General features: G+C 62.5%; 20 protein-coding genes and 1 tRNA gene. 6 read left to right on the top strand and 15 right to left on the bottom strand.

Features of this window, described 5'->3' with window-relative positions; all coding sequences use genetic code 11:
- Positions 1–26: 26 nt before the first annotated feature.
- The 10 genes from pdeM to BN1188_RS08740 form a co-directional block, all read right to left on the bottom strand.
- The gene (pdeM, locus tag BN1188_RS08785) at positions 27–692 is read right to left on the bottom strand and encodes a ligase-associated DNA damage response endonuclease PdeM (RefSeq protein ID WP_040261016.1); all 666 of its coding nucleotides are present in this window, start codon (positions 690–692) and stop codon (positions 27–29) included.
- Positions 692–3,172 carry a ligase-associated DNA damage response DEXH box helicase gene (locus tag BN1188_RS08780; protein ID WP_040261014.1) on the bottom strand — a complete coding sequence of 827 codons (2,481 nt, stop codon included), beginning with the start codon at positions 3,170–3,172 and terminating at the stop codon, positions 692–694. Before BN1188_RS08780 ends, pdeM begins: the two co-directional genes overlap by 1 nt.
- Before the next feature lie 64 nt (positions 3,173–3,236).
- The gene (locus tag BN1188_RS08775; RefSeq protein WP_040261439.1) at positions 3,237–4,001 is read right to left on the bottom strand and encodes an ABC transporter ATP-binding protein; all 765 of its coding nucleotides are present in this window, start codon (positions 3,999–4,001) and stop codon (positions 3,237–3,239) included.
- 12 nt (positions 4,002–4,013) lie between these two features.
- The gene (locus BN1188_RS08770) at positions 4,014–5,129 is read right to left on the bottom strand and encodes a succinylglutamate desuccinylase/aspartoacylase family protein (protein ID WP_040261013.1); all 1,116 of its coding nucleotides are present in this window, start codon (positions 5,127–5,129) and stop codon (positions 4,014–4,016) included.
- A 9-nt stretch (positions 5,130–5,138) separates the two neighbouring features.
- Positions 5,139–5,849 carry an ABC transporter permease gene (locus tag BN1188_RS08765; protein ID WP_040261438.1) on the bottom strand — a complete coding sequence of 237 codons (711 nt, stop codon included), beginning with the start codon at positions 5,847–5,849 and terminating at the stop codon, positions 5,139–5,141.
- 29 nt (positions 5,850–5,878) lie between these two features.
- Positions 5,879–6,607, bottom strand: coding sequence for an ABC transporter permease (locus tag BN1188_RS08760; RefSeq protein ID WP_040261012.1), 729 nt, complete (start codon positions 6,605–6,607; stop codon positions 5,879–5,881).
- An 84-nt stretch (positions 6,608–6,691) separates the two neighbouring features.
- Entirely contained in the window at positions 6,692–7,468 is a 777-nt protein-coding gene (locus tag BN1188_RS08755; RefSeq protein ID WP_040261011.1) for a transporter substrate-binding domain-containing protein, read from the bottom strand.
- A 306-nt stretch (positions 7,469–7,774) separates the two neighbouring features.
- Complete coding sequence (locus BN1188_RS08750) at positions 7,775–9,433, bottom strand: ATP-dependent DNA ligase (RefSeq protein ID WP_040261010.1); 1,659 nt, start codon at positions 9,431–9,433, stop codon at positions 7,775–7,777.
- A complete protein-coding gene (locus tag BN1188_RS08745) occupies positions 9,430–10,446 on the bottom strand; it encodes a ligase-associated DNA damage response exonuclease (RefSeq protein ID WP_040261009.1) in 1,017 nt (338 codons plus the stop codon). The genes BN1188_RS08750 and BN1188_RS08745 overlap by 4 nt, the downstream gene beginning before the upstream one ends.
- A 106-nt stretch (positions 10,447–10,552) precedes the next feature.
- Positions 10,553–13,084 (bottom strand): penicillin acylase family protein, encoded by a 2,532-nt coding sequence (locus BN1188_RS08740; protein WP_040261008.1) that lies wholly within the window; start codon positions 13,082–13,084, stop codon positions 10,553–10,555.
- 208 nt (positions 13,085–13,292) lie between these two features.
- Between BN1188_RS08740 and BN1188_RS08735 the strand changes: the two genes are divergently transcribed.
- The 3 genes from BN1188_RS08735 (at position 13,293) to BN1188_RS08725 (ending at position 15,399) form a co-directional block, all read left to right on the top strand.
- On the top strand, positions 13,293–13,529 hold the full coding sequence (locus BN1188_RS08735) for a hypothetical protein (protein ID WP_040261007.1): 237 nt from the start codon (positions 13,293–13,295) through the stop codon (positions 13,527–13,529).
- Positions 13,530–13,642: 113 nt separating this feature from the next.
- Positions 13,643–13,984 (top strand): ribonuclease E inhibitor RraB, encoded by a 342-nt coding sequence (locus BN1188_RS08730; protein WP_040261006.1) that lies wholly within the window; start codon positions 13,643–13,645, stop codon positions 13,982–13,984.
- A gap of 698 nt (positions 13,985–14,682) precedes the next feature.
- Complete coding sequence (locus BN1188_RS08725) at positions 14,683–15,399, top strand: amidotransferase (protein WP_040261005.1); 717 nt, start codon at positions 14,683–14,685, stop codon at positions 15,397–15,399.
- Between the two features lie 116 nt (positions 15,400–15,515).
- Here the strand turns inward: BN1188_RS08725 and BN1188_RS08720 are convergent, their stop codons facing one another.
- The 3 genes from BN1188_RS08720 to BN1188_RS08710 all read right to left on the bottom strand — a co-directional run bounded on the left by BN1188_RS08720 (position 15,516) and on the right by BN1188_RS08710 (position 18,036).
- The gene (locus tag BN1188_RS08720; protein ID WP_040261004.1) at positions 15,516–16,487 is read right to left on the bottom strand and encodes a magnesium and cobalt transport protein CorA; all 972 of its coding nucleotides are present in this window, start codon (positions 16,485–16,487) and stop codon (positions 15,516–15,518) included.
- A gap of 29 nt (positions 16,488–16,516) precedes the next feature.
- The gene (locus BN1188_RS08715; RefSeq protein WP_040261003.1) at positions 16,517–17,254 is read right to left on the bottom strand and encodes a lysophospholipid acyltransferase family protein; all 738 of its coding nucleotides are present in this window, start codon (positions 17,252–17,254) and stop codon (positions 16,517–16,519) included.
- 86 nt (positions 17,255–17,340) lie between these two features.
- The gene (locus BN1188_RS08710) at positions 17,341–18,036 is read right to left on the bottom strand and encodes a crotonase/enoyl-CoA hydratase family protein (RefSeq protein ID WP_040261002.1); all 696 of its coding nucleotides are present in this window, start codon (positions 18,034–18,036) and stop codon (positions 17,341–17,343) included.
- A 251-nt stretch (positions 18,037–18,287) separates the two neighbouring features.
- On the opposite strand from BN1188_RS08710, the gene BN1188_RS08705 reads away from it, so the two are divergent.
- Positions 18,288–18,377, top strand: a tRNA-Ser gene (locus BN1188_RS08705).
- Positions 18,378–18,480: 103 nt separating this feature from the next.
- On the opposite strand, the gene BN1188_RS08700 is transcribed toward BN1188_RS08705, so the two are convergent.
- Together BN1188_RS08700 and BN1188_RS08695 are read right to left on the bottom strand one after the other, a co-directional pair.
- Entirely contained in the window at positions 18,481–18,963 is a 483-nt protein-coding gene (locus BN1188_RS08700) for an elongation factor GreAB (RefSeq protein ID WP_040261001.1), read from the bottom strand.
- A complete protein-coding gene (locus tag BN1188_RS08695) occupies positions 18,960–19,406 on the bottom strand; it encodes a hypothetical protein (protein WP_040261000.1) in 447 nt (148 codons plus the stop codon). Before BN1188_RS08695 ends, BN1188_RS08700 begins: the two co-directional genes overlap by 4 nt.
- A gap of 108 nt (positions 19,407–19,514) precedes the next feature.
- Between BN1188_RS08695 and earP the strand changes: the two genes are divergently transcribed.
- Both earP and efp read left to right on the top strand, forming a co-directional pair.
- On the top strand, positions 19,515–20,645 hold the full coding sequence (gene earP, locus BN1188_RS08690) for an elongation factor P maturation arginine rhamnosyltransferase EarP (RefSeq protein ID WP_040260999.1): 1,131 nt from the start codon (positions 19,515–19,517) through the stop codon (positions 20,643–20,645).
- 42 nt (positions 20,646–20,687) lie between these two features.
- Positions 20,688–21,257 carry an elongation factor P gene (gene efp, locus BN1188_RS08685; protein WP_040260998.1) on the top strand — a complete coding sequence of 190 codons (570 nt, stop codon included), beginning with the start codon at positions 20,688–20,690 and terminating at the stop codon, positions 21,255–21,257.
- The last annotated feature ends 44 nt before the right edge of the window (positions 21,258–21,301 follow it).

Raw genomic sequence — 21,301 nt, 5'->3', positions numbered from 1 at the left:
TTGCTCTGGCTCAACAGCAGCGTCACCTAGCCTTCACTGGCCCCGACCGGCCATACCTGGTTGTCACCGACGACGAACAGCCGTACTCCAGGTTTGCGTTTGACAGCGAAGCCGCCAGTGAAAGCGCCGAACGCCGGTAGCACGGTAACTTGTCGACCCACGTGGAAACAGGGCAGGCGCAGCCGCTGGTGACCGCGGCCCTTGAGCAGGAATACCGGATGTAGATGGCCAGCCAGCACATGCCGTTCGGGGTGCGGATGCGGCTCGTGCTGCAGCGAGAAGGGGCCAAGCAGCCAGGGTTCAGGCACGACCTCGAAGCCCAGGTCGGCCGGCGGGTCCCCGGCGCGGTGATCGTGGTTCCCTCGGATCAGCAGGATACGCAGGTGCGGACGCGTGCGCCGCCACCCTCGCAGTTGATCCAGGGTTCCACTGGCATGGGAGCCGGGGCCATGGAGGAAGTCGCCTAGAAAGATCAACTGCTCGGCGGGATGACGCTCCAGTAGCTGCTCGAGACCTTCCAGGTTGGCCTGGGTAGTGCCATGGGGCACTGGCTGTCCCAGGCTTCGATAGGCCGCGGCCTTGCCAAAGTGTGCATCGGCGACCAACAAGGCTGCCTGGGCGGGCCACCAGATGGCTTTCTCGGCCAGCAGCCAAAGGCGTTCGCCGGCCAGTTCCAACTCATGCGCGCCCATCAGACCGTCGCCTCGGGCCCGGCGGCTTTTTCCAGGTCACTGACCATGCGGGCGATGCGGTCGGCCAGTTTCTCCGAACTCATGCTTTCGCGCATGCGCTCCACCAACAAGGGAAAGCTCAGTGGGGTGGGGCGCTTGACTTCGTGCATGTCCAGCTCACGCTCGCCTATCTGGATAAGCGTCTGTTCCAGGCGGGTGACGTCCAGCTCCTGGCGAAGCACCTCTTCCTGGGCCTGGGTCAACAGCAGATTGCCCGCGTCATACTGTTTGAAAACTTCGAAAAACAGACCGCTGGAAGCCTGCACCTGGCGCGTGCTCTTTTGCGCCCCTGGGTAACCGCCGAAGACCAGCCCTGAAATGCGAGCGATTTCCCGAAAGCGCCGCAAGGCCAGTTCGCCCGCGTTGAGGCTAGCCAGGATGTCTTCAAGCAGGCCGGTAGGAGACAGGGCGCCGTTGTTCAGGGCTTGAGGCCAATCGACTTCGGTGGGGCTCAGCAATTCCAGACCATAATCGTTGACCGCGATGGAAAAGCTGGTAGGGCGCTGTTGGCCCAACCGCCACGCCAGCAGGCTGGCCAGCCCCAGATGCACCAGCCGTCCAGCGAAGGGGAAAAGAAACAGGTGCCAGCCTTCCCGGGACTTGAGGCACTCGGCAAGCACCGTATGCCGGGTCGGCAGGGCAGACCACTGCTCCTGTACCTCCAGCAGCGGCTTCACTGCCCGCATGGGCGCACTGATGTAAAGGCCGTGGCTCGCTTCGTCCAGCCTGGCAACCAAGGCATCAGCCAGTTCGCTGGAAAGCGGCATGCGCCCACCGTTCCAGCGAGGCACTGAGGGCTTCTTGCCGCTGCCTCGCTTGACATAGGCAGTCATGTTCTCCACGCGCACCAGTTCCAGCACCTTGCCAGCGAACAGGAAAGCTTCGCCAGGGCGCAGGCGGGCGATGAACCCTTCTTCCACGCTGCCCAGGGAGCGCCCACCGCCGCCCTTGCTCCAGTATTTGAGGTGCAGGCTGGCGTCGCTGACGATCGTGCCGATGCTCATGCGGTGGCGTCGGCCCAGGCGGGCGTCCGGCACCCGCCACACGCCCTCGACGTCGGGCTCGACCCGACGGTAATCCGGATAGGCAGTAAGGCTGGCGCCGCCATGGCGAACGAATGCCAGGGCCCAGGCCCATTCATCTTCCGTCAGGTACCTGTAGGCCCAGGCGCTGCGTACCTCATGTAGCAGCGCGTCCGGAACAAAGCCACCGCCCAGCGCGATGGTCACCAGATGCTGCACCAGCACATCCAGCGGTTTCTCGGGGGACTGACGAGGCTCGACTCGCCGCGCGGCCAGGGCTTCCTGGGCCGCTGCCGCCTCCACCAACTCCAGGCTATGGGTAGGCACCAGCGTCACTCTGGAGGGTCGCCCTGGCGCATGGCCGGAGCGCCCCGCGCGCTGGATCAACCGGGCAATGCCCTTGGCCGAACCGATCTGCAGAACTCGCTCCACTGGCAGGAAATCCACGCCCAGGTCAAGACTGGACGTGCAGACCACGGCCTTGAGATGGCCTTCCTTCAGGGCCAGCTCAACCCACTCACGCACCTCCCTGGACAATGAACCGTGGTGCAGGGCAATAAGCCCGGCCCATTCCGGCCGTGCGTCCAGTATTGCCTGATACCACACCTCAGACTGCGCCCGGGTATTGGTAAACACAAGGCTGCTCTGGCTGCTGGCCAGTTGCGCGACTACCTGGTCCAGCATGCGCAAGCCCATATGGCCGGCCCAGGGAAAACGTTCGATGGCTTCAGGCAGCAGGGTGTCCACGGCGATCACCTTGTCGCCGCCGCCTTCGATGCGCACGCCGTCACCGTCAGGCAGCAGCACGCGCTGGGCATGCTCCAGGTTGCCAAGGGTGGCAGAGATGCCCCAAACGCGCAGCCCGGGATGCCATTGGCGCAGCCTGGCCAGGGCCAGTTGCAGTTGCACGCCGCGCTTGTTGCCCAACAGTTCGTGCCACTCGTCCACTACCACCATGCCAAGGTGACCGAGTTCTTCCCTGGACTGTTCCCGGGCCAGCATCAGGGTGAGGCTTTCCGGGGTGGTCACTAGCGCGCTAGGCAAGCGACGGCCCTGGCGTGCACGCTCCGCGCTGCTGGTATCGCCGGTTCGCAAGCCGACCGTCCAATTGATATCCAAAGCCTCGACGGGCGCCAGCAAGGCTCGCTGTGTATCCGCCGCCAGGGCGCGCATGGGTGTGATCCACAGCACGGTCAGCGGCGCGGCGGCCTTGCGCCTGGCACCCTTGGGAGGGGCTTTGGCGGCGAAGGCCTGGAGGGCGGCGAACCAGACGGCATAGGTTTTGCCAGCCCCTGTGCTGGCGTGAAGCAGGCCGGATTCACCTTTCGCGCTGGCAGCCCACAAGGCTTTCTGAAAGGGAAAGGGCTTCCAGCCGCGAGCGGTGAACCAGGCTTTGGCGTAGTCGGGAGGACGAGGCATGGGCGACGGCGGGGTTCCTATGGCTTTCTTCAGTGACCACGCCGATTGCCGATTCGTTTAGCCCTTACTTGAGGTTGCCGCTCAAAAACTGCTTGAGCCGTTCGCTTTTGGGCGAGCCCAGCACCTCGGCCGGCGCTCCGGCTTCCTCCACCAAGCCCTGATGAAGGAACATTACCTGGCTCGACACTTGGCGAGCGAAGGCCATTTCATGGGTCACCATGATCATGGTGCGACCTTCCTCGGCCAAGCCCTGGATCACTTTCAATACCTCGCCTACCAGTTCCGGGTCCAGTGCCGAGGTAGGCTCGTCGAACAGCATGACCTCCGGTTCCATGGCCAGGGCGCGGGCAATGGCCACGCGTTGTTGCTGGCCGCCGGACAGGAACGCCGGGTATTGGTCCGCGACCCTGGTCGGCAAGCCAACCTTGTCGAGATAGACCCGGGCGCGTGTTTCGGCATCCTGCTTGCTGACACCCAGCACCCGGCGCGGCGCCAGGGTGATGTTTTCCAGTACGGTCATGTGACTCCACAGGTTGAAATGCTGGAATACCATGGCCAGCCGGGTGCGCAGGCGCTGCAGTTCGGCGGGGTCGGCTACCTGTAGTCCCTGGCTGGTTTCATGCAGGCGTACGTCCTGGCCGTCCAGGGTCATGGTCCCGGCGTTCGGGGTTTCAAGGAAATTGATGCAGCGCAGGAAAGTGCTCTTGCCCGAGCCGCTGGCGCCGATCAGGCAAATCACATCGCCCGTCTTGGCCTTGAGCGAAACGCCTTTGAGCACTTCGTTGTCGCCGTAGCGCTTGTGCAGGCCGTCGATGGTCAGTTTGTACATGCGCATGGCGCCTCAAGGAGAAAGAAGATAGCCGCTGCGGTAGGCTTCGGCACCAGCGATCCTGGCGACCACCATGCCGGCGGTCGCCATGCGCCGCAGCGAGCGGGCATACACCAGGCCCGGCTTTTGGTTATGGATAGGGGTGACCTGATCGGTCAGCGGATCGATCACTTCGGCCACCAGTTGCCCCGCTTCCAGGTACTCGCCCGGCATGCAGCAGAACACCAGGATACCGCCCACCGGTGTGCTCACCGGCTCCACGCCAGCCAATGGAGTAGCAGGATAAAGCAGCTCTGGCTGGTCAGGCGGCGTGCTGTCGATAGCGCCGTACTGTTCCAGGTAGCTGATGATCGCCTGGGCGTCGCGGCTGGCCAGGGCATGGTTGACGTCCCCCTGACCACGCAGCTCAATGGTTACCGAGAAGCTGCCCATGGGAATCGGATAGCGCTCAGCGAAGCGCAGGCCCAGCTTGTGCCAGACCAGGCTGAAGCACTCGTCGAAGGATTGGCCGCCGGAATCGGTGGCCAGCAGGTTGGCCTGGGAGCCCAGGTAGCGCGCCAGGGGTTCGACCTTCGGCCAGGCGTCGGGTGTGGTGTACAGGTGTTCCACTGCTTCGAAGTCGCAGTGCAGGTCCAGTACCATCTCGGCATCGGCGGCGAGGCGCTGCAGCGTCAGCCGCTGGGATTGCAGCTGGGTAGTCGGGACCTGGGCGGCCAGGGCACGGCTCAGCGCTTCGCGGATCAATGCTGTGTTGCGCTCAGGGTCCTGGCTCAACGCGGCTTCGATGTCATCGCCCACCTGCTGGCTCAGGTCCACGAACCGACGATTGAAGTTCTCGCCGCTCTCCAGCTCGTAGCGCCCCAGCGGGGTGTCCATCAGTACCTGCTCCAGCCCTACCGGGTTGGCGACTGGCACCAACACCACCTGCAAGCGCAGGCGCCCGGCCTGCTCCAGCTCGGCCAGGCGCTGCTTGAGGTACCAGGCCACCAGCATGCCGGGAATTTCATCGGCGTGCAGCGAGGCCTGGATATAGACCTTGCCAGCGCCTTCGGGGCCGTAGTGGAAACTCTCGACAGCCCGGGCGGTGCCAGGTAGCGGCGCAAGCAATTCGTGGCGTTGTCGTTTCATCGAAGCTCCTTAACGTGCCGGGCCGAGGAAGGCCAGCCAGCGGCGTTCGGCGAGGCGGAACAGGCCGACAAGGGTGAAGGTGATGATCAGGTAAAGCAGCGCGGCGATGCCGAAGGACTCGAACGTCATGTAGGTCGCCGAGTTCGCGTCGCGGGCCACCTTGAGAATGTCCGGCACGGTAGCGGTGAAGGCCACCGTGGTGGAGTGCAGCATCAGGATCACTTCATTGCTGTAGAAGGGTAGTGATCGGCGCAATACCGATGGCATTATCACGTGGGCGTAGAGCTTGAAGCCGCTGAGGCCATAGGCCTTGGCCGCCTCGATCTCACCGTGGGCCATGCTGCGGATGGCACCGGCGAAAATCTCGGTGGTGTAGGCGCAGGTATTGAGCGCGAAGGCCAGGATGGTGCAGTTCATGGCATCGCGGAAGAAGGCGTTGAGCAGAGGCTGCTCACGCACGCCCTCCAGGCTGTAGATACCGGTGTAGCAGACCAGCAACTGGATATACAGCGGCGTACCACGGAAGACATAGGTATAGAACTGCACGGGCCAACGCACCCAGCGATGTGGCGATACCCGGGCGATGGACAGCGGTATGGATACCACGAAGCCGATGGCGATGGACGCGCTCAGCAGCCACAGGGTCATGGCCAGGCCGGTGACATTGACGCCGTCGCTGTAGAGGAAGGGACGCCAATATTCGCTCAGTAACTCGCCCAGGGGGCCAAGGGCTTCCAGCACATGCTCGATCATCGGATGGCCTCACGGGTGCCTGCGCTGAACCGCCGTTCCAGGCGACGCAACACGAAGTTCGACGCGCTGGTGATCAGCAGGTAGATGAACCCGGCCAACATCAGGAAATAGAACAGCTGGTAGGTGCTTTTGCCAGCATCCTGAGCTGCCTTGACCAGGTCCGCCAGCCCGATGATGGACACCAGCGCGGTGGCCTTCAGCATCACCATCCAGTTATTGCCGATGCCTGGCAAGGCGTAGCGCATCATCTGCGGAAACACGACGTAGCGGAAGCGCTGGCCGCGGCTCAGGCCATAGGCGGTGGCGGCTTCCTGCTGGCCCCGGGGAACCGCGAGTATGGCGCCGCGGAAGGTTTCGGTGAAATACGCGCCATAGATGAAGCCAAGGGTGATGACTCCGGCGGCGAAGGGGTCGATCTCGATGTAGTCCCACTCCATGGCGTCGGTGAACAGGGTGAGCCAGATCTGCAGGCTATAGAAAATCAATAGCATCAGCACCAGGTCCGGCACGCCGCGAATCAGTGTGGTGTACAGCTGGGCGCACCACCTAAAGGCAGTGATCCGGGAAAGTTTGGCGCTGGCCCCAAGCAGGCCAAGCAATACCGCCACCAGCAACGACAGCAGCGAGAGCTTGGCTGTCATCCAGGTGCCTTCGAGCAGCACGGGGCCGAAGCCCTTGAGGCTGAATGCCGAGAGCCCAAGGCTCTGCAACAGGTGTTCGAGCATGTAGCAACCCTTACAGTCGATAAAGGCGCCCGCCGCGCACCAGCACCCGGCATGAGGCCTGGGTGTCGGGCGCGGTCGGGAGTGTTACTTGCCGCTGTACAGGTTCAGGTCGCCGAAGTGTTTCTTCTGGATTTCAGCGTAGGTACCGTCTTTGTGCAGCGCTTCGATGCCCTTGTTGAGCAGGGCTTGCAGCTCCTTGTTGCCTTTTTTGATGCCGATGGCGGTCTTGGCCGGCAGGTATTCGCTATCGACCGGTTCGCTGATGGCGTAGCCAGCGCCCTGGGGCGACTTCAGGAAGCCCAGTTCGGCTTGCAGCATGTCCTGGATGGACGCATCCAGACGACCGGAGACCAGGTCCGCGTAAACCTGGTCCTGGTTCTGGTAGGCCTGGGTCTTCACGCCGGCCTTGTCCAGCACGGCCTTGGCATAGGCCTCCTGGATGGTGCCTTGTTCATAGCCGACAGTCTTGCCCTTGAGCGCTTCCAGGGTCAGGGTGGTGCCCTTCTTGCCCACGTAGGCGGTGGGGCCGGAGAAGAGTTCGTTGGAGAAATCGATGGCCTTTTCCCGCGCCGGAGTAACCGTCATGGAAGAGATGACACCGTCGAACTTGTTGGCCTTCAAGCCTGGGATCATTCCGTCGAAGTCACTTTCCACCCACTTGCAGGTGACCTTCAGTTCCTTGCAGATGGCGTTGCCCAGGTCGATGTCGAAGCCCACCAGGTTGCCGTCGGCGGCCTTGGATTCAAAGGGCGCGTAGGAAGGATCAACGCCGAAACGCAGCTCTTTGTAATCTTTGGCCAGGGCGCCGCCAGCCGAGAGGCAAAGCGCCAGGGCGGAAAGGGTCAGCCATGCTTTTTTCATTGTGCGGTCCTTAAAAGACGAAGGTTCTTGCCCGGTTGCGAGCGCAGGGTAGCCCACGGCGCCAGCCGTGGCGTCGCGGTCTGACCGCGTCGCAGCGGCCGGGGCCGTACAGCGTTACCGGCGGGTGCCAGACATCATTCTGATAGCAAACTTCGCACCATAGTGCCGGGAAGGTACCCCAGCGAGGCGCATGGTGATCCCTTTGCGTCGCAGATCTGACCGAAGCGGCGCCTCGGTACCCGGGTCAGCCCTGCTCCATAACGAGGCAGGCCATATGAATGGCGCTATTGTGGTGCGTGATGGGGTTCAACTCAACAGGTCCTGCAGGGTCGCGAGACTATCCGCCTCCTCGACCGGCTTGTCATGACGCCAGCGCAATATGCGCGGAAACCGCACTGCAATGCCGCTCTTGTGGCGTTTTGACAGGGCGATACCCTCGAAACCCAGCTCGAATACCAAGGTAGGGGTAACACTGCGCACAGGTCCGAATTTTTCCACGGTAGTGCGACGAATGATCGCATCCACCTGGCGCATTTCAGCATCGGTCAGCCCGGAATAGGCCTTGGCAAAGGGCACCAGCGTGCGCTCGCTACCGGGTGGGCCGTCCCAGACGGCGAAGGTGTAGTCGGTATACAGGCTGGCGCGCCGGCCATGGCCAGCCTGGGCATAGATCAGTACCGCGTCGACGCTGAACGGGTCTACCTTCCACTTCCACCACACGCCCATGTCCTTGGTGCGGCCCACGCCATAGAGCGCGTTGCGTGCCTTGAGCATCATGCCTTCCACGCCAAGGCGTCGGGACTGCTCGCGTTGCTGGGCCAAATCCGCCCAGCTGTTACCTTCCAGCACCGGTGACAACCGTAACACTGGGCTGTCCGCCTGGGCCGCTACCTGTTCCAGTTGCGCGCGGCGCTGGTCCTGCGGGCGATTGCGCCAGTCCTGGCCCCGCCATTCCAGCAGGTCGTACCCGAGCAGCACCACCGGGATGTCGTCCAGCAGTTTGCGGCTCAGCGTCTTGCGGCCAATGCGCTGTTGCAGCAAGGCGAAGGGTTGTACACCAGCGCCTTGGTCAGGATGCTCCTCGCTGGCTTTCCAGACCACGATCTCCCCATCGATCACGGTGCCGTCGGGCAGCGTGGCCAGGGCCTGTAACTCGGGAAAGCGATCCGTTACCAGCTCCTCTCCCCGAGACCAGACCCAGAGGTGACCGTCGCGCTTGACCACCTGAGCGCGGATGCCATCCCATTTCCACTCCACCTGCCATTGCTCGCACGGCCCCAGCAACGTGTCGAACTGTTCCACCGGCTGCTGCAGCGCGTGAGCCAGGAAGAACGGGTAGGGCTGGCCGCCGCGCTGGGCATGCTCATCATCACTTTCAGGGGTGATCAATTTCAGATAGCTGTCTGCCGTCGGCCGATGGGACAGGTCGGTATAGCCGACCAGGCGCTGTGCGACGCGTTTGCTGTCCAGCTCGGCAAGCTGCGCCAAGGCTCGGGTGACCAGCAACTTGGAAACACCCACCCGGAAGCTGCCGGTGATCAGTTTCAGGCATACCATCAGGCTTTGCCGGTCCAGCTTCAGCCATAACGGGGGCAGCCGTTGTGCCAGTACCTCCGGGGCAAGCCCGCGCAAGGGCAGCAGTTCGTGTTCCATCCACCAGGCCAGGCCGGCATCGCTGCTGTGCTCGGATTCAGGCAGCACCAAGGCAACGGTTTCCGCCAGGTCGCCTACGGCCTGGTAACTCTCTTCGAACAGCCATTCAGGCAACCCTGACAAGGCAATGGTCAGGTCTCGCAGCAGGCGGGTCGGAATCAGCTGGCGCGGCCTGCCGCCGGATAGAAAGTACACCGCCCAGGCGGCGTCCTCTGGGGCGGCCTGACTGAAATAACTCTGCAGCGCCGCCAGCTTGGCATTGCTTGAGGTGGTGGCGTCGAGTTCAGTGTAGAGATTGGCGAAGGCTTTCATTGCGACGCCTCCTGGGAGGCGGCTTCGTCCTCATCGCCGTATTCAGTGGTGAAACCCTGAGCGTCCAGGCCTTGCTCGCGCAGATAGCGTACCAGCACGTTGACCGAACCATGGGTGACCATCACCCGTTCGGCGCCCGTCTGGGCAATGGCCCAGAGCAGCCCGGGCCAGTCGGCATGGTCTGACAGCACGAAGCCCCGATCCACGCCGCGGCGTCGTCGGGTGCCGCGAAGGCGCATCCAGCCGCTGGCGAAGGCATCGCTGTACTCGCCGAAGCGGCGCATCCAGGTGCTGCCACCGGCTGAAGGCGGGGCGATGATCAAGGCCGAGCGCAGGGCCGGGTCGGTTTTCTTGAAATCCCCAGCGTATTGGGTAGCAGGGATGCGCACGCCGGCTTCCCGATACACTCGGTTAAGCGGTTCCACCGAGCCGTGGCTGAGAATCGGCCCGATGCTGTCGTCGATTCCATGCAGCAGGCGCTGCGCCTTGCCGAATGCGTAACTGAACAGCACGCTGGCCTTGCCGGCCGCTACGTTCTCCCGCCACCACTGATTGACCTCGGCGAAAATCTCCGCCTGCGGTTGCCAGCGGTAGATGGGCAAGCCGAAGGTGGACTCAGTGATGAAGGTGTGGCAACGCACGGGCTCGAAGGGCGCGCAGGTGCCGTCGGGCTCGACCTTGTAGTCTCCCGAGGCGACCCAGACTTGCCCCTGGTATTCCAGGCGTACCTGGGCCGAGCCCAGTACATGTCCAGCAGGATGGAAGCTCAAGGTTACCCCGTTGTGCACCAGGCGCTCTCCATAAGGCAACGTCTGTAGCTGGATATCCGCGCCCAGGCGTGCCCTGAGGATGCCTTCACTCAGGTTCGTGGCCAGGTAGTGACCATTGCCGGTGCGGGCATGGTCGCCATGGCCATGGGTAATGACCGACCGATGCACCGGACGCCAGGGGTCGATGTAGAAGTCCCCGGCGGTGCAGTACAGGCCTTCGGGGCGGGCAATGACAAGGTCCATGGGCGGCTACGCTGACAAGGGCTTGCTTGTTCAGAGCCGCCGGCTTCGCTGGAAGTTCTGTGCGCGCCGGCACCGGCCATGGAGCACCGGCGCCGGTCATGGAGGTCTACTTCTGCGGTGTCAGGGTCAGGCGTTGGGTGCCGTAGGCTTTGTCCAGGTTCTGCGGCTGCAGGGGGAAGGTCATGTATTGCCCCTTGAGCCAGTTCTGGATGCCATCGGCATAGTGGGGGCTGGCCGGGTTGCCAGACTGGCCCGTGCTGTTGAGGCCGATCATCGGCTCGGGCTGGCCGAAGTCCACCACGATACGCATGGCTGGAACCAGCCAGGCATCGAAGCTGCTGCCCCAATGCCAGGCCGCGGCGTTGAGCGTGCTGTGGTCGCCCCCGGCGGGGACCGGGCCGCGGTTGAGGTAACTGTCCAGGGCTGCCAGGCCGGCACGCTGGGTGGTGTCCAGCCAAGGCGCCAGCCTGCTGCCTTCGGTCGTCCAGCGGTACTGGTGCAAGGCGCCCCACTGCCACGGCTTGTGGTCCGCGCCGAGCAAGCGTTCGCCCGTGCTTACGGCCTCGGCCAGGCTGCGGGCCAGGATGGCGGGTTTGTCTTCCTGTTGGGGTGTGCGGACGTCATCCCAGAAGGGGCTGTCGTCGCGGCCCAGCAAGTGGTCCGCCTGAGCGGAATAGGACTGGTCCGCATTGGCGACCAGGGCCTTCCACGCTGGGCTGTCTTCCGGGCCCAGCTCGTCGAGGAAGGTCTGTCGCGTGCTCTGGTCAAGGAACAGCTCGTACAGCGCCGCGTCAGCGGAACCGGCGGACAGCTGGCCATTGAACGCCATGAGCCTGGCCAGGGCTTCCCGCGCCTTGGCGCGGTCCGATTCGGGCAAGGCATCGATGGCCTTTTTCAACGGCTGTGCCATGCCGGGCGCTTCGAACATGGCCTTTAGCTTGGCCGCGAAGGGGGTGGTCTGGTCGTATTGCCAGGCGATCATCGAGCGCGTGTCCTGCCTGCCGGTGGCGGCCAGCTGAGCGAGGCGCTCACTGCGCTCAGGGTAATACCAGGAGCTGGACAGCTGCATGCCATAGCCAGGCCGGGCGGTACGCTGGTTGGCGGTGCCTAGCCAGCCGCTGGCGGGCGCCTGGTCGTAAGGGTGCAGCATGGGGTCGGCATAGCCGTCCCAGTCATAGCGACTTTCCCAGCCGGGGGAGGGAACCAGGCCTTTGCCATCCTTGCGGTTGGGATAGCGCCCGGTCACTTGCCAGCCGATGTCGCCCGCGTCGGCGAAGACCATGTTCAGCGCAATGGCGCGAATGTCGCGGGCATAGTCGAAGGCCCGTTCCACGCTTGGCGCCCGGGACAGGTTGAAGAAAGCGTCCAGGGATCGGTCATCCTTCAAGTCCGGTGTTTGCAAGGCCAGACCGTAGCCGCTGGCGAAGGGGGCAGGCTGTATGCCGAGCTTGCGCTCGCCCAGTGCCGTGTTCAGCAGCGGCCCGTGACGGGTCTCATAGATGACCTCACGCACGGGACGCTGGCCCTTGACGAAGAAGGTCTCGTTTCGGGCAGTGGCACGCACCCACTTGCCGTCGGCCTGGTAGAGAAGCACGCCATTTTCTTTCTTGACACGCTCCAGGAACACATCCTGGTTGTCGCCCATGACCATGGTCATGCCCCAGGCCAGTTTACCGTTGAAGCCAGCGACGATAGCGGGCACGCCAGCCAGGGAAACCCCGGCGGCCTGGAACCTGGGCGCGCGGATCTGCACGAAATTCCAGGCGCTGGGCAAGGCCAGCGGCAGGTGCGTGTCGTTGGCGAACAGGCTCTTGCCGCTGCGGCTACGTTCAGGCGCCAGGGCCCAGTTGTTGGACGCGGCTACGCCCAGTTGCCCGAAGGCGCCGAGCTGTTCGTTGACCTTGGCCAGCCCTGGATATTGGCCAGCCAGAGCCAGGCCCTTGAGCTTAGCGGCCTCGTCGAAGGGCAGGGGTTCATCCGGGTAGATAGGCAACAGCCAGGCGAGTTTGTCTGCGCCCACTTTTTGCGCCAATACCAGGCTGTTGATTTCCTCCTGCAGGTTCATCTGCAGGCTGAAGTTCATGAGGCAGAACACCAGGGCCGAGTCTTCCCCTGTCCAGTATTCCGGCTTATAGCCTGATTGAGCCAGGTCCATGGGCAGCTTGTTCTGGTACCGGAACAGCCAGGCGTTGACGCCCCGGGCGTAGATCTCGAAAAAGTTGCGCAGGCGCGGCGAGGCGGCCGTGTAGAGGTCGTGGGCCTTGCGCTTGAGGTCCAGGGTACGCATCAGCCGGTCGCCGTCCAGTACCGCGGGCCCGACCATTTCCGCCAGTCGGCCCTGGGCCAGCAGGCGCATGCTGACCATCTGGCTGATACGGTCGCTGGCATGCACGTAGCCCAGCGCGAACAGCGCATCATGGAAGTTGCTGCTTTCGATCAGCGGCATGCCCAGGGTATTGCGCCGCACCGATACGTTCTGGCCCAGGCCTTTGAGGGCCTGGACCCCCATGGTTGGCGGCAGGCTTTCGCTGTTGCGGTCGTCCACCCAGGTCTGGCAACCGGCTAGCCCAAGTGCGCCGGCGATGGCCGTGGCAAGGCTGAAACGAGGCAAACGGTGGCGGAATGCAGACAACGCCATGGACAGGCTCCTGGGCAAGCATCGGAAAGGCGCTAAAGGTAGTGAGGGTTCGCACGCTCCGCAAGACAGCCCATCGGCTTTATTCCGGGCTGCTTTTTCACAGTGGGGCGCTTGGCTCGAAAACAGTCGGAACAACCCCGCCCGTAGCTCGGTCCATTATGGGCAGGCAAGCTGCCTGACATTCATCCATGGCCTGAGGGAGATACCGATGAAAAACTGGGAAATCACCTTCGTTGACCAGAAGGGTGTCCCGACCCGTTTGTCCTTGGCCTGTGCCGACCGGCCCAGTGACGAGGAGGCCGCCCGCGCCATTCGCGCCCATCTGTTCCCGGTCATTGAAAAGGTAGACCTGAACGACTTCCAGGATCGCGCCGAGGCGCCAACGGCCAAATGGCTGGAGGAGCAGAACGGCGTGAAGATCACCGCCATCGACGAGGTGGCTTGAGCGCGGACCTGGCTCCGGCAGATTCTCAAGCAAGCGTTCAGCAGGCGTCATGCAAGGGGCCGGCATCGCCGGCACCACGGAAAGTCTATCCATCGCTGTGAGGAGGACCCGCCATGAGCAATGCCCATCAGGAAGACATCAGCACCCTGCTACTGCGCAAGATGAAAGAGGGCGGTTTCGATTTCGCCAGCATTCACCCTATCGAGTTCTATGCCGTGTTCCCAGACGAAGACCGCGCTCGGGCAGCCGCCGGGCACTTTCGCGGCGAATCACTCAATGCCCAGATAAAGGAGCGGGAAGACGGGGCCTGGGACCTGGAATTGTCCAAACTGATGTATGCCACCCGGTTCGGTATCGGCGAATTCGAGCAGAATTTCGAGTCTGTCGTAGAACCCTTGGGCGGGGAAATCGAAGGCTGGGGCGTCAAGCACCGGCTGCCTCGCCACCAGGCCTGAGCCGCTCTCCAAAAAAAAGGCCACCGAAACGGTGGCCGAATGGGAAGCAGAGCGTCGGCACCCTGTGCCGTCATGGGAGTAGTTTGCCTGGGACGGCAGATGTGAAGAAATCGAGATTGACTATTCCCTTGATAGCGGCGTCCTAACTGGCCAGGCACTGCAGCGCCTTGCGGATGTGGCTGTTCCCCGGGCGAAGCGGGAAGCGCACCCTTCGAACGATACGGGCCCTCGAGCGAAGGCAACTGCGATCGTCAGCCGAACAAACGCCCCAGGTTCGGCAAGATCAATAACAGGGTGGTAGCCAGGACGATCAAGCTCGCCTGGCGAATCTTGGGATGTCTAAACATGAACAGTGCCTTTCTTCTTGTTGACCAGCGCCACCCCGCTGCCTGGGGCGGCTTCACTGCCTGTTGGCTGGTCGCGGTGCGCGGGCGAGCGGCCGGCGCGACCGGAACACTTGCTTAACTGTAGAAGCGAGGACGGCGGTGTCCAGCGCGAAATGTTTTAATCATCGAGAGTTTTACACCAAAAAGATCTGAAACTCTCTGCCGTATCGTTTCAGTGCGCTGACCTAGACAGCTTGCAGGGTCGTTTTATGCCAAACGACCGTTCGTCTGTCGACGCTATTGCTTTGCAAGGCATTAGGATGCACGCTGCGAGCAAGCAATCCCGCTTGTTTCGACCCGAGACCGATACCCATGTCGTTGCGCATCTGCATCCTCGAAACCGACCACATTCGCCCTGAGCTGGTCGAGCAGTTCACCGGTTATGGCGCGATGTTCAAAGAGCTGTTCAAGCGTCAGCCAGTGGCCGCGGAATTCGAGGTGTTCAATGTGGTGGAGGGTCACTATCCGCCTGAAGATGCAGCCTATGATGCTTACCTGGTGACCGGCAGCAAGGCGGATTCCTTCGGAAATGATCCATGGATTGAAACCTTGAAAGCGTTCCTGCTGGATCGCTACAAACGGGGCGACAAGTTGCTGGGTGTCTGCTTCGGCCATCAACTGCTGGCATTGCTGCTCGGTGGCCGGGCTCAGCGTGCCGAGCAAGGCTGGGGCCTGGGCAACCACAGTTATCAACTGCATGCCAAGGCGCCCTGGATGACCGCGCACGAAGGCGACCTTACCTTGCTGATCAGCCATCAGGATCAGGTCACCGAACTGCCGGAAGGGGCCACCGTGGTCGCCTCCAGCGAGTTCTGTCCTTATGCCGCATACCAGATCAACGACCAGGTGCTTTGCTTCCAAGGCCATCCCGAATTCGTTCATGACTATTCACGGGCGCTGCTGGACCTTCGCCAGCAGCATCTGGGTGAAGATGTGCGGCAGGCAGCGCTGGCCAGCCTGGCCCGGGACCATGATGGCGCGACTGTCGCCGAGTGGATGATGCGTTTCGTAGCCACGCCCCGCAGCTGATTCGTGCAGAAGCCCGGCGGAGCCGCGGGCGTACCGTCCGGGATCCAGCGTCAGCTGGAGAATAGGCATTGTAAACCTTGCGGTCGGGTCGCTTCGCTGCGTCCCGTCGGCCTGTATCAGAGCCAGCCCGAGCGCTTGAAGCTGGCGAAAAGCCCGGCGCAGCCAAGGCCAATGACCCCCAGCACGATGTAGTAGCCGTAATGCCAGGTCAGCTCGGGCATGTTTTCGAAATTCATACCGTAGATGCCTGCCACCGCCGTCGGAAAGGCCAGGATAGCGGCCCAGGCGGCGAATTTGCGCTGGGTGACGCTTTGCCGCGCCGATTCGAGGAGCATCCCGATCTCGATGGTCTGGCTGGCGATGTCGCGGATGCCGGTGAGGTCTTCCATCTGCCGGTTGACGTGAATCTGGACGTCTCTGAAATACGGCCGCATGTTCCGGTCGATGAAGGGGAAGTCTAGCCGCTGTAGTTCTTCGCTAATCTCCACCATAGGGGCGAGGTAGCGTCGCATCCTCAGCAGATCACGGCGCAGCCCGTGCAGGCAGTGGATGTCGCTTTCGTTCAACGCCTGGCTGAGCACGTTATGCTCCAGAGCCTCGATTTCCTGGTGAATGCTCTCTGTCACGGGCTGATAACACTCGGTGACGAAATCCAGGATGGCATAGAGCACGAAATCCTCGCCATGCTCCAGAAGAAGAGGGCGCGCCTCACAGCGCTGGCGCACCAGGGCGTAGGAAGCCGAATGCCCGTTACGGCAGGTGATGACATAGCCTTTGCCAGCGAAAATATGGGTTTCGATGAACTCCAGCTTGCCGTCCCGGCGAACCGGGGAGTAAGTGACGATGAAAAGCGCGTCGCCAAAGGTTTCCAGCTTGGGACGGCTGTGTCGTTCCAGCGCATCTTCCACGGCCAGGTCATGCAGCCCGAATTGCTCCTGGAGCAGCTTGAGCGTGGCGGCATCCGGTTCTTCCAGGCCGATCCAGACGAAATGCCCAGGCTGGCAGGCCCATTGGCGTCCTGCCTGCAACTCGATGTCGGTCACTTTCTTGCCTGCGCTGTAGACTGCCGCGGCTACCACTCGCCCCATGGTGTTTGGCTCTCTGCTGATCTCGCTGTTCAGAGTGACGCTTGCGCTTGCAGTTCAGTGCTGGCGGACAGTTCATCGATGCATGTCTGCATGGCGCCGTGACAGCGGGCCATCAGGTCAGGGATGTCCTTCGCGGTAAGCCCTGCGGTTGGAATCGGGGCCAGCGAACGAACCCGCAGCTCGCCGCTGTGGCGGCGATTGAAGTCCAACGACCCAAGGTAACGGTTGACGCATACAGGCACTATGGGCACCCCCGCGTCTACGGCCATCATGAACGCGCCTTTCTTGAAGGGCAGCAGGCGTTCGCCTGAGTTGCGGGTGCCTTCGGGAAAAATCCAGATGGAGGTTCGCTGGTCGCGCAGCACTCGGCTGGTCGTCTGCAGTGCGCGGCGCGCCTGGTAGGCATTGTCGCGGTTGAGCAGTACATTGCCTCCCAGCCAGAAGAGTTGGCCGAACAAAGGCACCCAGCCCAGGCTCTTCTTGCCGATGCAGGCCATGCGCCGTGGCACGATGGACGCCAGGAAGAACACATCGAAGTTGGATTGGTGGTTGGCGATGATCACGAAACCCGGCGGTTGGTCCTGAAGACTCTGGACCTCTGCCTCCACACGCAATCCCATGAGTGGCACGGCGGGCCAGCTGTACAGCCGCGCGAACAGGCGGTTGTTATCCGGGTTGAACGGCCGCACCACGCCCACGCACAGGCCCACCACGGCACCCAGAAGGAAGTTCAGGCCCAGCAAGGCCATGCGGACGAAATAGAGCATGCTGGCGACTCTCGTTGCGAAGGCCACGCAGTGTAAGGTCGCGGCCTTCCAGCGGCAAATGACATCGTGTCCGCGGCGAGCCGGCCTCAGGCGATCTTGAACTGGGCTCGATCTTCGGCGATGGCGGCATCCAGGGCCGACAGCAAGCCCTGGCGCACCTTCAGCTTGGTGTTGCGATGGGCCGAGGGGTTCAGGGACTTCAAGCGCTGCGCCGCGCGTTCCACCGCCTCGGGGAAACCTTGGGCAGGCACCACCTCGTCCAGGAAGCCCGCGCTCAGCGCACCTTGCGGATCGAACATTTCGGCGCAGATCACTGCCCGGTGGAAGGCCGAACGACGCAGGCGGTCGCGTGCGAGCTCGATGCCGGCCTGGTGCATGGTCATGCCGATCATTACCTCGTTGAGACCGATATGGAACGGCCCTTCGACACCGATGCGGTAATCGGCGGCCAATAGCAGGAACGCGCCCTTGGCCACCGCATGCCCGCTGCAAGCGACGATCACAGGCTGCGGATGCGACAGCAAACGGCGCGTCAGGGTAGAGCCGGCGGTGACCAGCTCCACCGCCTCCAGTGGGCCGGCTGTCATCACCTTGAGGTCATACCCCCCTGACAGAATGCCGGGCTGGCCGGCGATCACCACTAGGGCGCGATCCTGCTCGGCCTGGTCCAGCGCCCGGTTGAATGCTTCTATCATGGCCGGAGAGATAGCGTTGACCTTGCCATTGTTCAGGGTCAAGGTGGCTACGCCTTCTTCGAGGCGGTAGTCGATCAGGTCGGACATAAGCTGGCTCCATGAGGTTTGAGCGCAAACGTTACCTGGCACCATGGTTCCGGTAAAGCACGGCGGCTGACCTATGGGTCACGTCTGGATAGGCTTTCAAATCCAGAACGGCCGCGGCTCGCTGGAGCCAGAAAGGCCTGCGTTAAAGCGTGTTTCGCTTAACCGCATGAAAAGCATAAAAAAACGTTGCCATGGAAAAGGCTTTCGACTACATTAGCGCGCCTCGACACACTGAGCGTGTGAAGAGCTTCGGTGAGGTGTCCGAGTGGTTGAAGGAGCACGCCTGGAAAGTGTGTATACAGGAAACTGTATCAAGGGTTCGAATCCCTTCCTCACCGCCACACAAAGAAAGCCCTGCAGGCATCGCTTGCGGGGCTTTTTGCCGTGGGTCTTGCGCAGGCGTCAGCTTGTGCATCCGGTGTCGTCTCGGCTGAAAGCCATCGCCTAGCAGGCCCGCACAATCCGATAGCGCTGCAGCCGGCCGGCGACCTGTACGTCGATCTCTTCGCCTTCCGCCTGGCGCAATAGTGCCCGCCCCAGTGGGGCATTGTGTGTGATCACGGTGATCGACCTCTCCTGGTCCCGGACGCTCAGCCCCGCTGCGTCAGGGGCCAGGAACAGGCAGCGAAGGCTTCCGTCGGGTGTCTCCAGCTCTACATAGTCGCCGACCTGTATTCCCAGGTCTGACTGATGATCCCGAACAGGCATGTCCTTCAGGCGCGTCAACGCCTGCCTGATTTCGGCCATGCGCCGGGCCTGGCCTGTGGCCAGATAGGAGGCTTCGAGCCCGAGCGTGTCGTATTTGTTCTCGGCAATGTTTTCCTCATGGGTCGCCGCTTCGTAGGCTGTTTGCGCGGCCCGTTCCGCGATGGCCAGATCCCGTGCCAAGGCGGTGACTATGCAGGCCACCAGTTGTTCTTTGTTCATGGTGCGCAGAACCTTGCAATATTTTCCTGATTGTTGGGTGCCGGCGCGGTACGCGCTTGCTCGAGCCAGAATTGACATTTGGGGTTGTTAAGATTCGCCGGATTCGCCCGCGCGGCTTCCTCCAACTGACGAAGGTTCAATGCTTCAAGGTTGCGCTGGTATTGGTCAAACATTCCGTCGGGGCTCGGCGCCGCCGCGGGCATGGCACTGCTCGGTGCTGGAGGGGAGGCCGCAGGCCGCTGGCCAGCGGGCGCTGCCAGGTTGGCGGGTGGCGCAGCCGTAGCCACGACGGCCAGCGGGCCGACATCGGCCCAGCGGAGTATCAACCAGCCAGTCAGGCCGGCCATCAGCAAGCCCAGCCAAACGCCCAGGGCGATCAACAAGGTCAGGCGCAGGCCTGAGGCAGGTGCTCGGGATGGTGGATGCGAAGGCGGGGCAGGCATGGCCAGGCTCCTGTGATGACAAGACAACAGTGTGGCACAGGCGACAGGCTTTACGAGGATTGCAGCGGCCGCCACAATCGGCGGCTTTGTCTAGCGAGCGGAAGCGTCATGGCCCATCGATGGGATATTTTCTGCAAGGTCGTGGACAACTTCGGCGATGCTGGAGTGACCTGGCGCCTAGCCCGCCAATTGGTTCAGGAGCACGGTATCGAGGTGCGTCTGTGGATCGACGACCTCGCCGCGCTCGCCAGGCTATGTCCGGAACTCCGGCTCGGCCTCCCTGAGCAGACCATCGCTGGGGTTCACGTTTGCCATTGGCGCGAACCTTGGCCCGATACGTCAGTCGCCGAGGTCGTAATTGAAGCGTTCGGTTGCAAGCTGCCTACAGTCTATGAGCAGCGGCTCATGGGGCAGCGACCGGTGCCGGTGTGGGTAAACCTGGATTATCTGAGCGCCGAATCCTGGGTGGGCGGCTGTCATGGGCTGCCGTCGATGAAATCCGGCGGCGTGCGCAAGTTCTTCTTCTTTCCAGGGTTTCGGGAGGACACCGGGGGCCTGCTGCGTGAGGCGGGCCTGCTGGAGCGGCGTGTGGCATTCCAGGAAAGCGAGCCCGAGCGTCAGGCGTTCCTGGGCAGCCTGGGGATCAAGCCGGCCGAGGGCACAATGCTGCTTTCGCTCTTCGCCTACGAAAATCCGGGTATTGCCGGCTGGTTCGAACAGTTGGCGATTGGGCCTGGCCGCATCCAGGTAGTGGTTCCGGAGGGGCGCGCTCTGGCTGACGTACAGGCCTGGGCAGGCGAACCGTTGGCGGTCGGCAGCCTGTTGCAGCGAGGTCAGCTTAGCATCCAGGTGCTGCCATTCCTGTCTCAGCCTGACTATGACCGGCTACTCTGGGCCTGCGATTTCAACGCCGTGCGAGGCGAGGACTCTTTCGTGCGCGCCCAATGGGCCAGCCGGCCCATGCTGTGGCACATCTATCATCAGGATGATTACGCTCACTGGGAAAAGCTCGAAGCCTTCCTGAGCCTCTACACCGCGGCGATGCCTGAAGCGGCAGCCGATGCCTTGCGCACTGTATGGCGAGCCTGGAACATGGACGGGGACATGGCCAGTGGCTGGGCCGCGCTGGCGGCACACTGGCCGACATTGCGTCGTTATGCGCGACAGTGGTGCGAGGAGTTGGCCACCCGGCCGGACCTTGCCACGGCGCTGGTGCAGTTTTGCCGAAATTCGCTATGATACGCGGCTACGACACGTCTCCACCTTATTCGGAATTGCGTAATGAAAACTGGTAAAGAGCTCAAACCCGGTACCGTACTGCGGATCGACAACGATCCCTGGCTGGTGCAGAAGGCCGAATTCACCAAGTCCGGCCGTAACAGCGCGATCATGAAGACCAAGCTGAAGAATCTGCTGACCGGCTACAAGACCGAGACCGTGTACTTCGCCGATGACAAGCTGGATGACGTGATTCTCGATCGCAAGGAAGCCACGCTGTCCTACATCAGTGGCGACACCTACACCTTCATGGACACCACCGACTACACCATGTACGAGCTGAACGCCGAAGACATCGAGGCCGTTCTGCCCTACATCGAAGAAGGCATGGAAGACATCTGTGAAGCGGTATTCTTCGAAGGCCGCCTGGTGTCCGTCGAGCTGCCGACCACCATCAGCCGTCAGGTGGACTACACCGAGAACGCTGCCCGTGGCGATACCTCCGGCAAGGTCATGAAAACCGCCAAGCTGAAGAACGGCACCGAAATCCAGGTCGCGGATTTCGTGAACATCGACGACTTCATCGATATCGATACCCGCGACGGTTCCTTCAAGGGCCGCAGCAAGAAGTAAGGGCTTGGCCCATAAAAAAACCCGGCAATTTTTGTGCCGGGTTT

This window comes from Pseudomonas massiliensis (genome assembly GCF_000826105.1).
Classification (GTDB): Bacteria; Pseudomonadota; Gammaproteobacteria; order Pseudomonadales; family Pseudomonadaceae; genus Aquipseudomonas; species Aquipseudomonas massiliensis.
The sequence above is the reverse complement of the archived record's forward strand: the minus strand, read 5'-3'. Positions and strand labels throughout refer to the sequence as shown.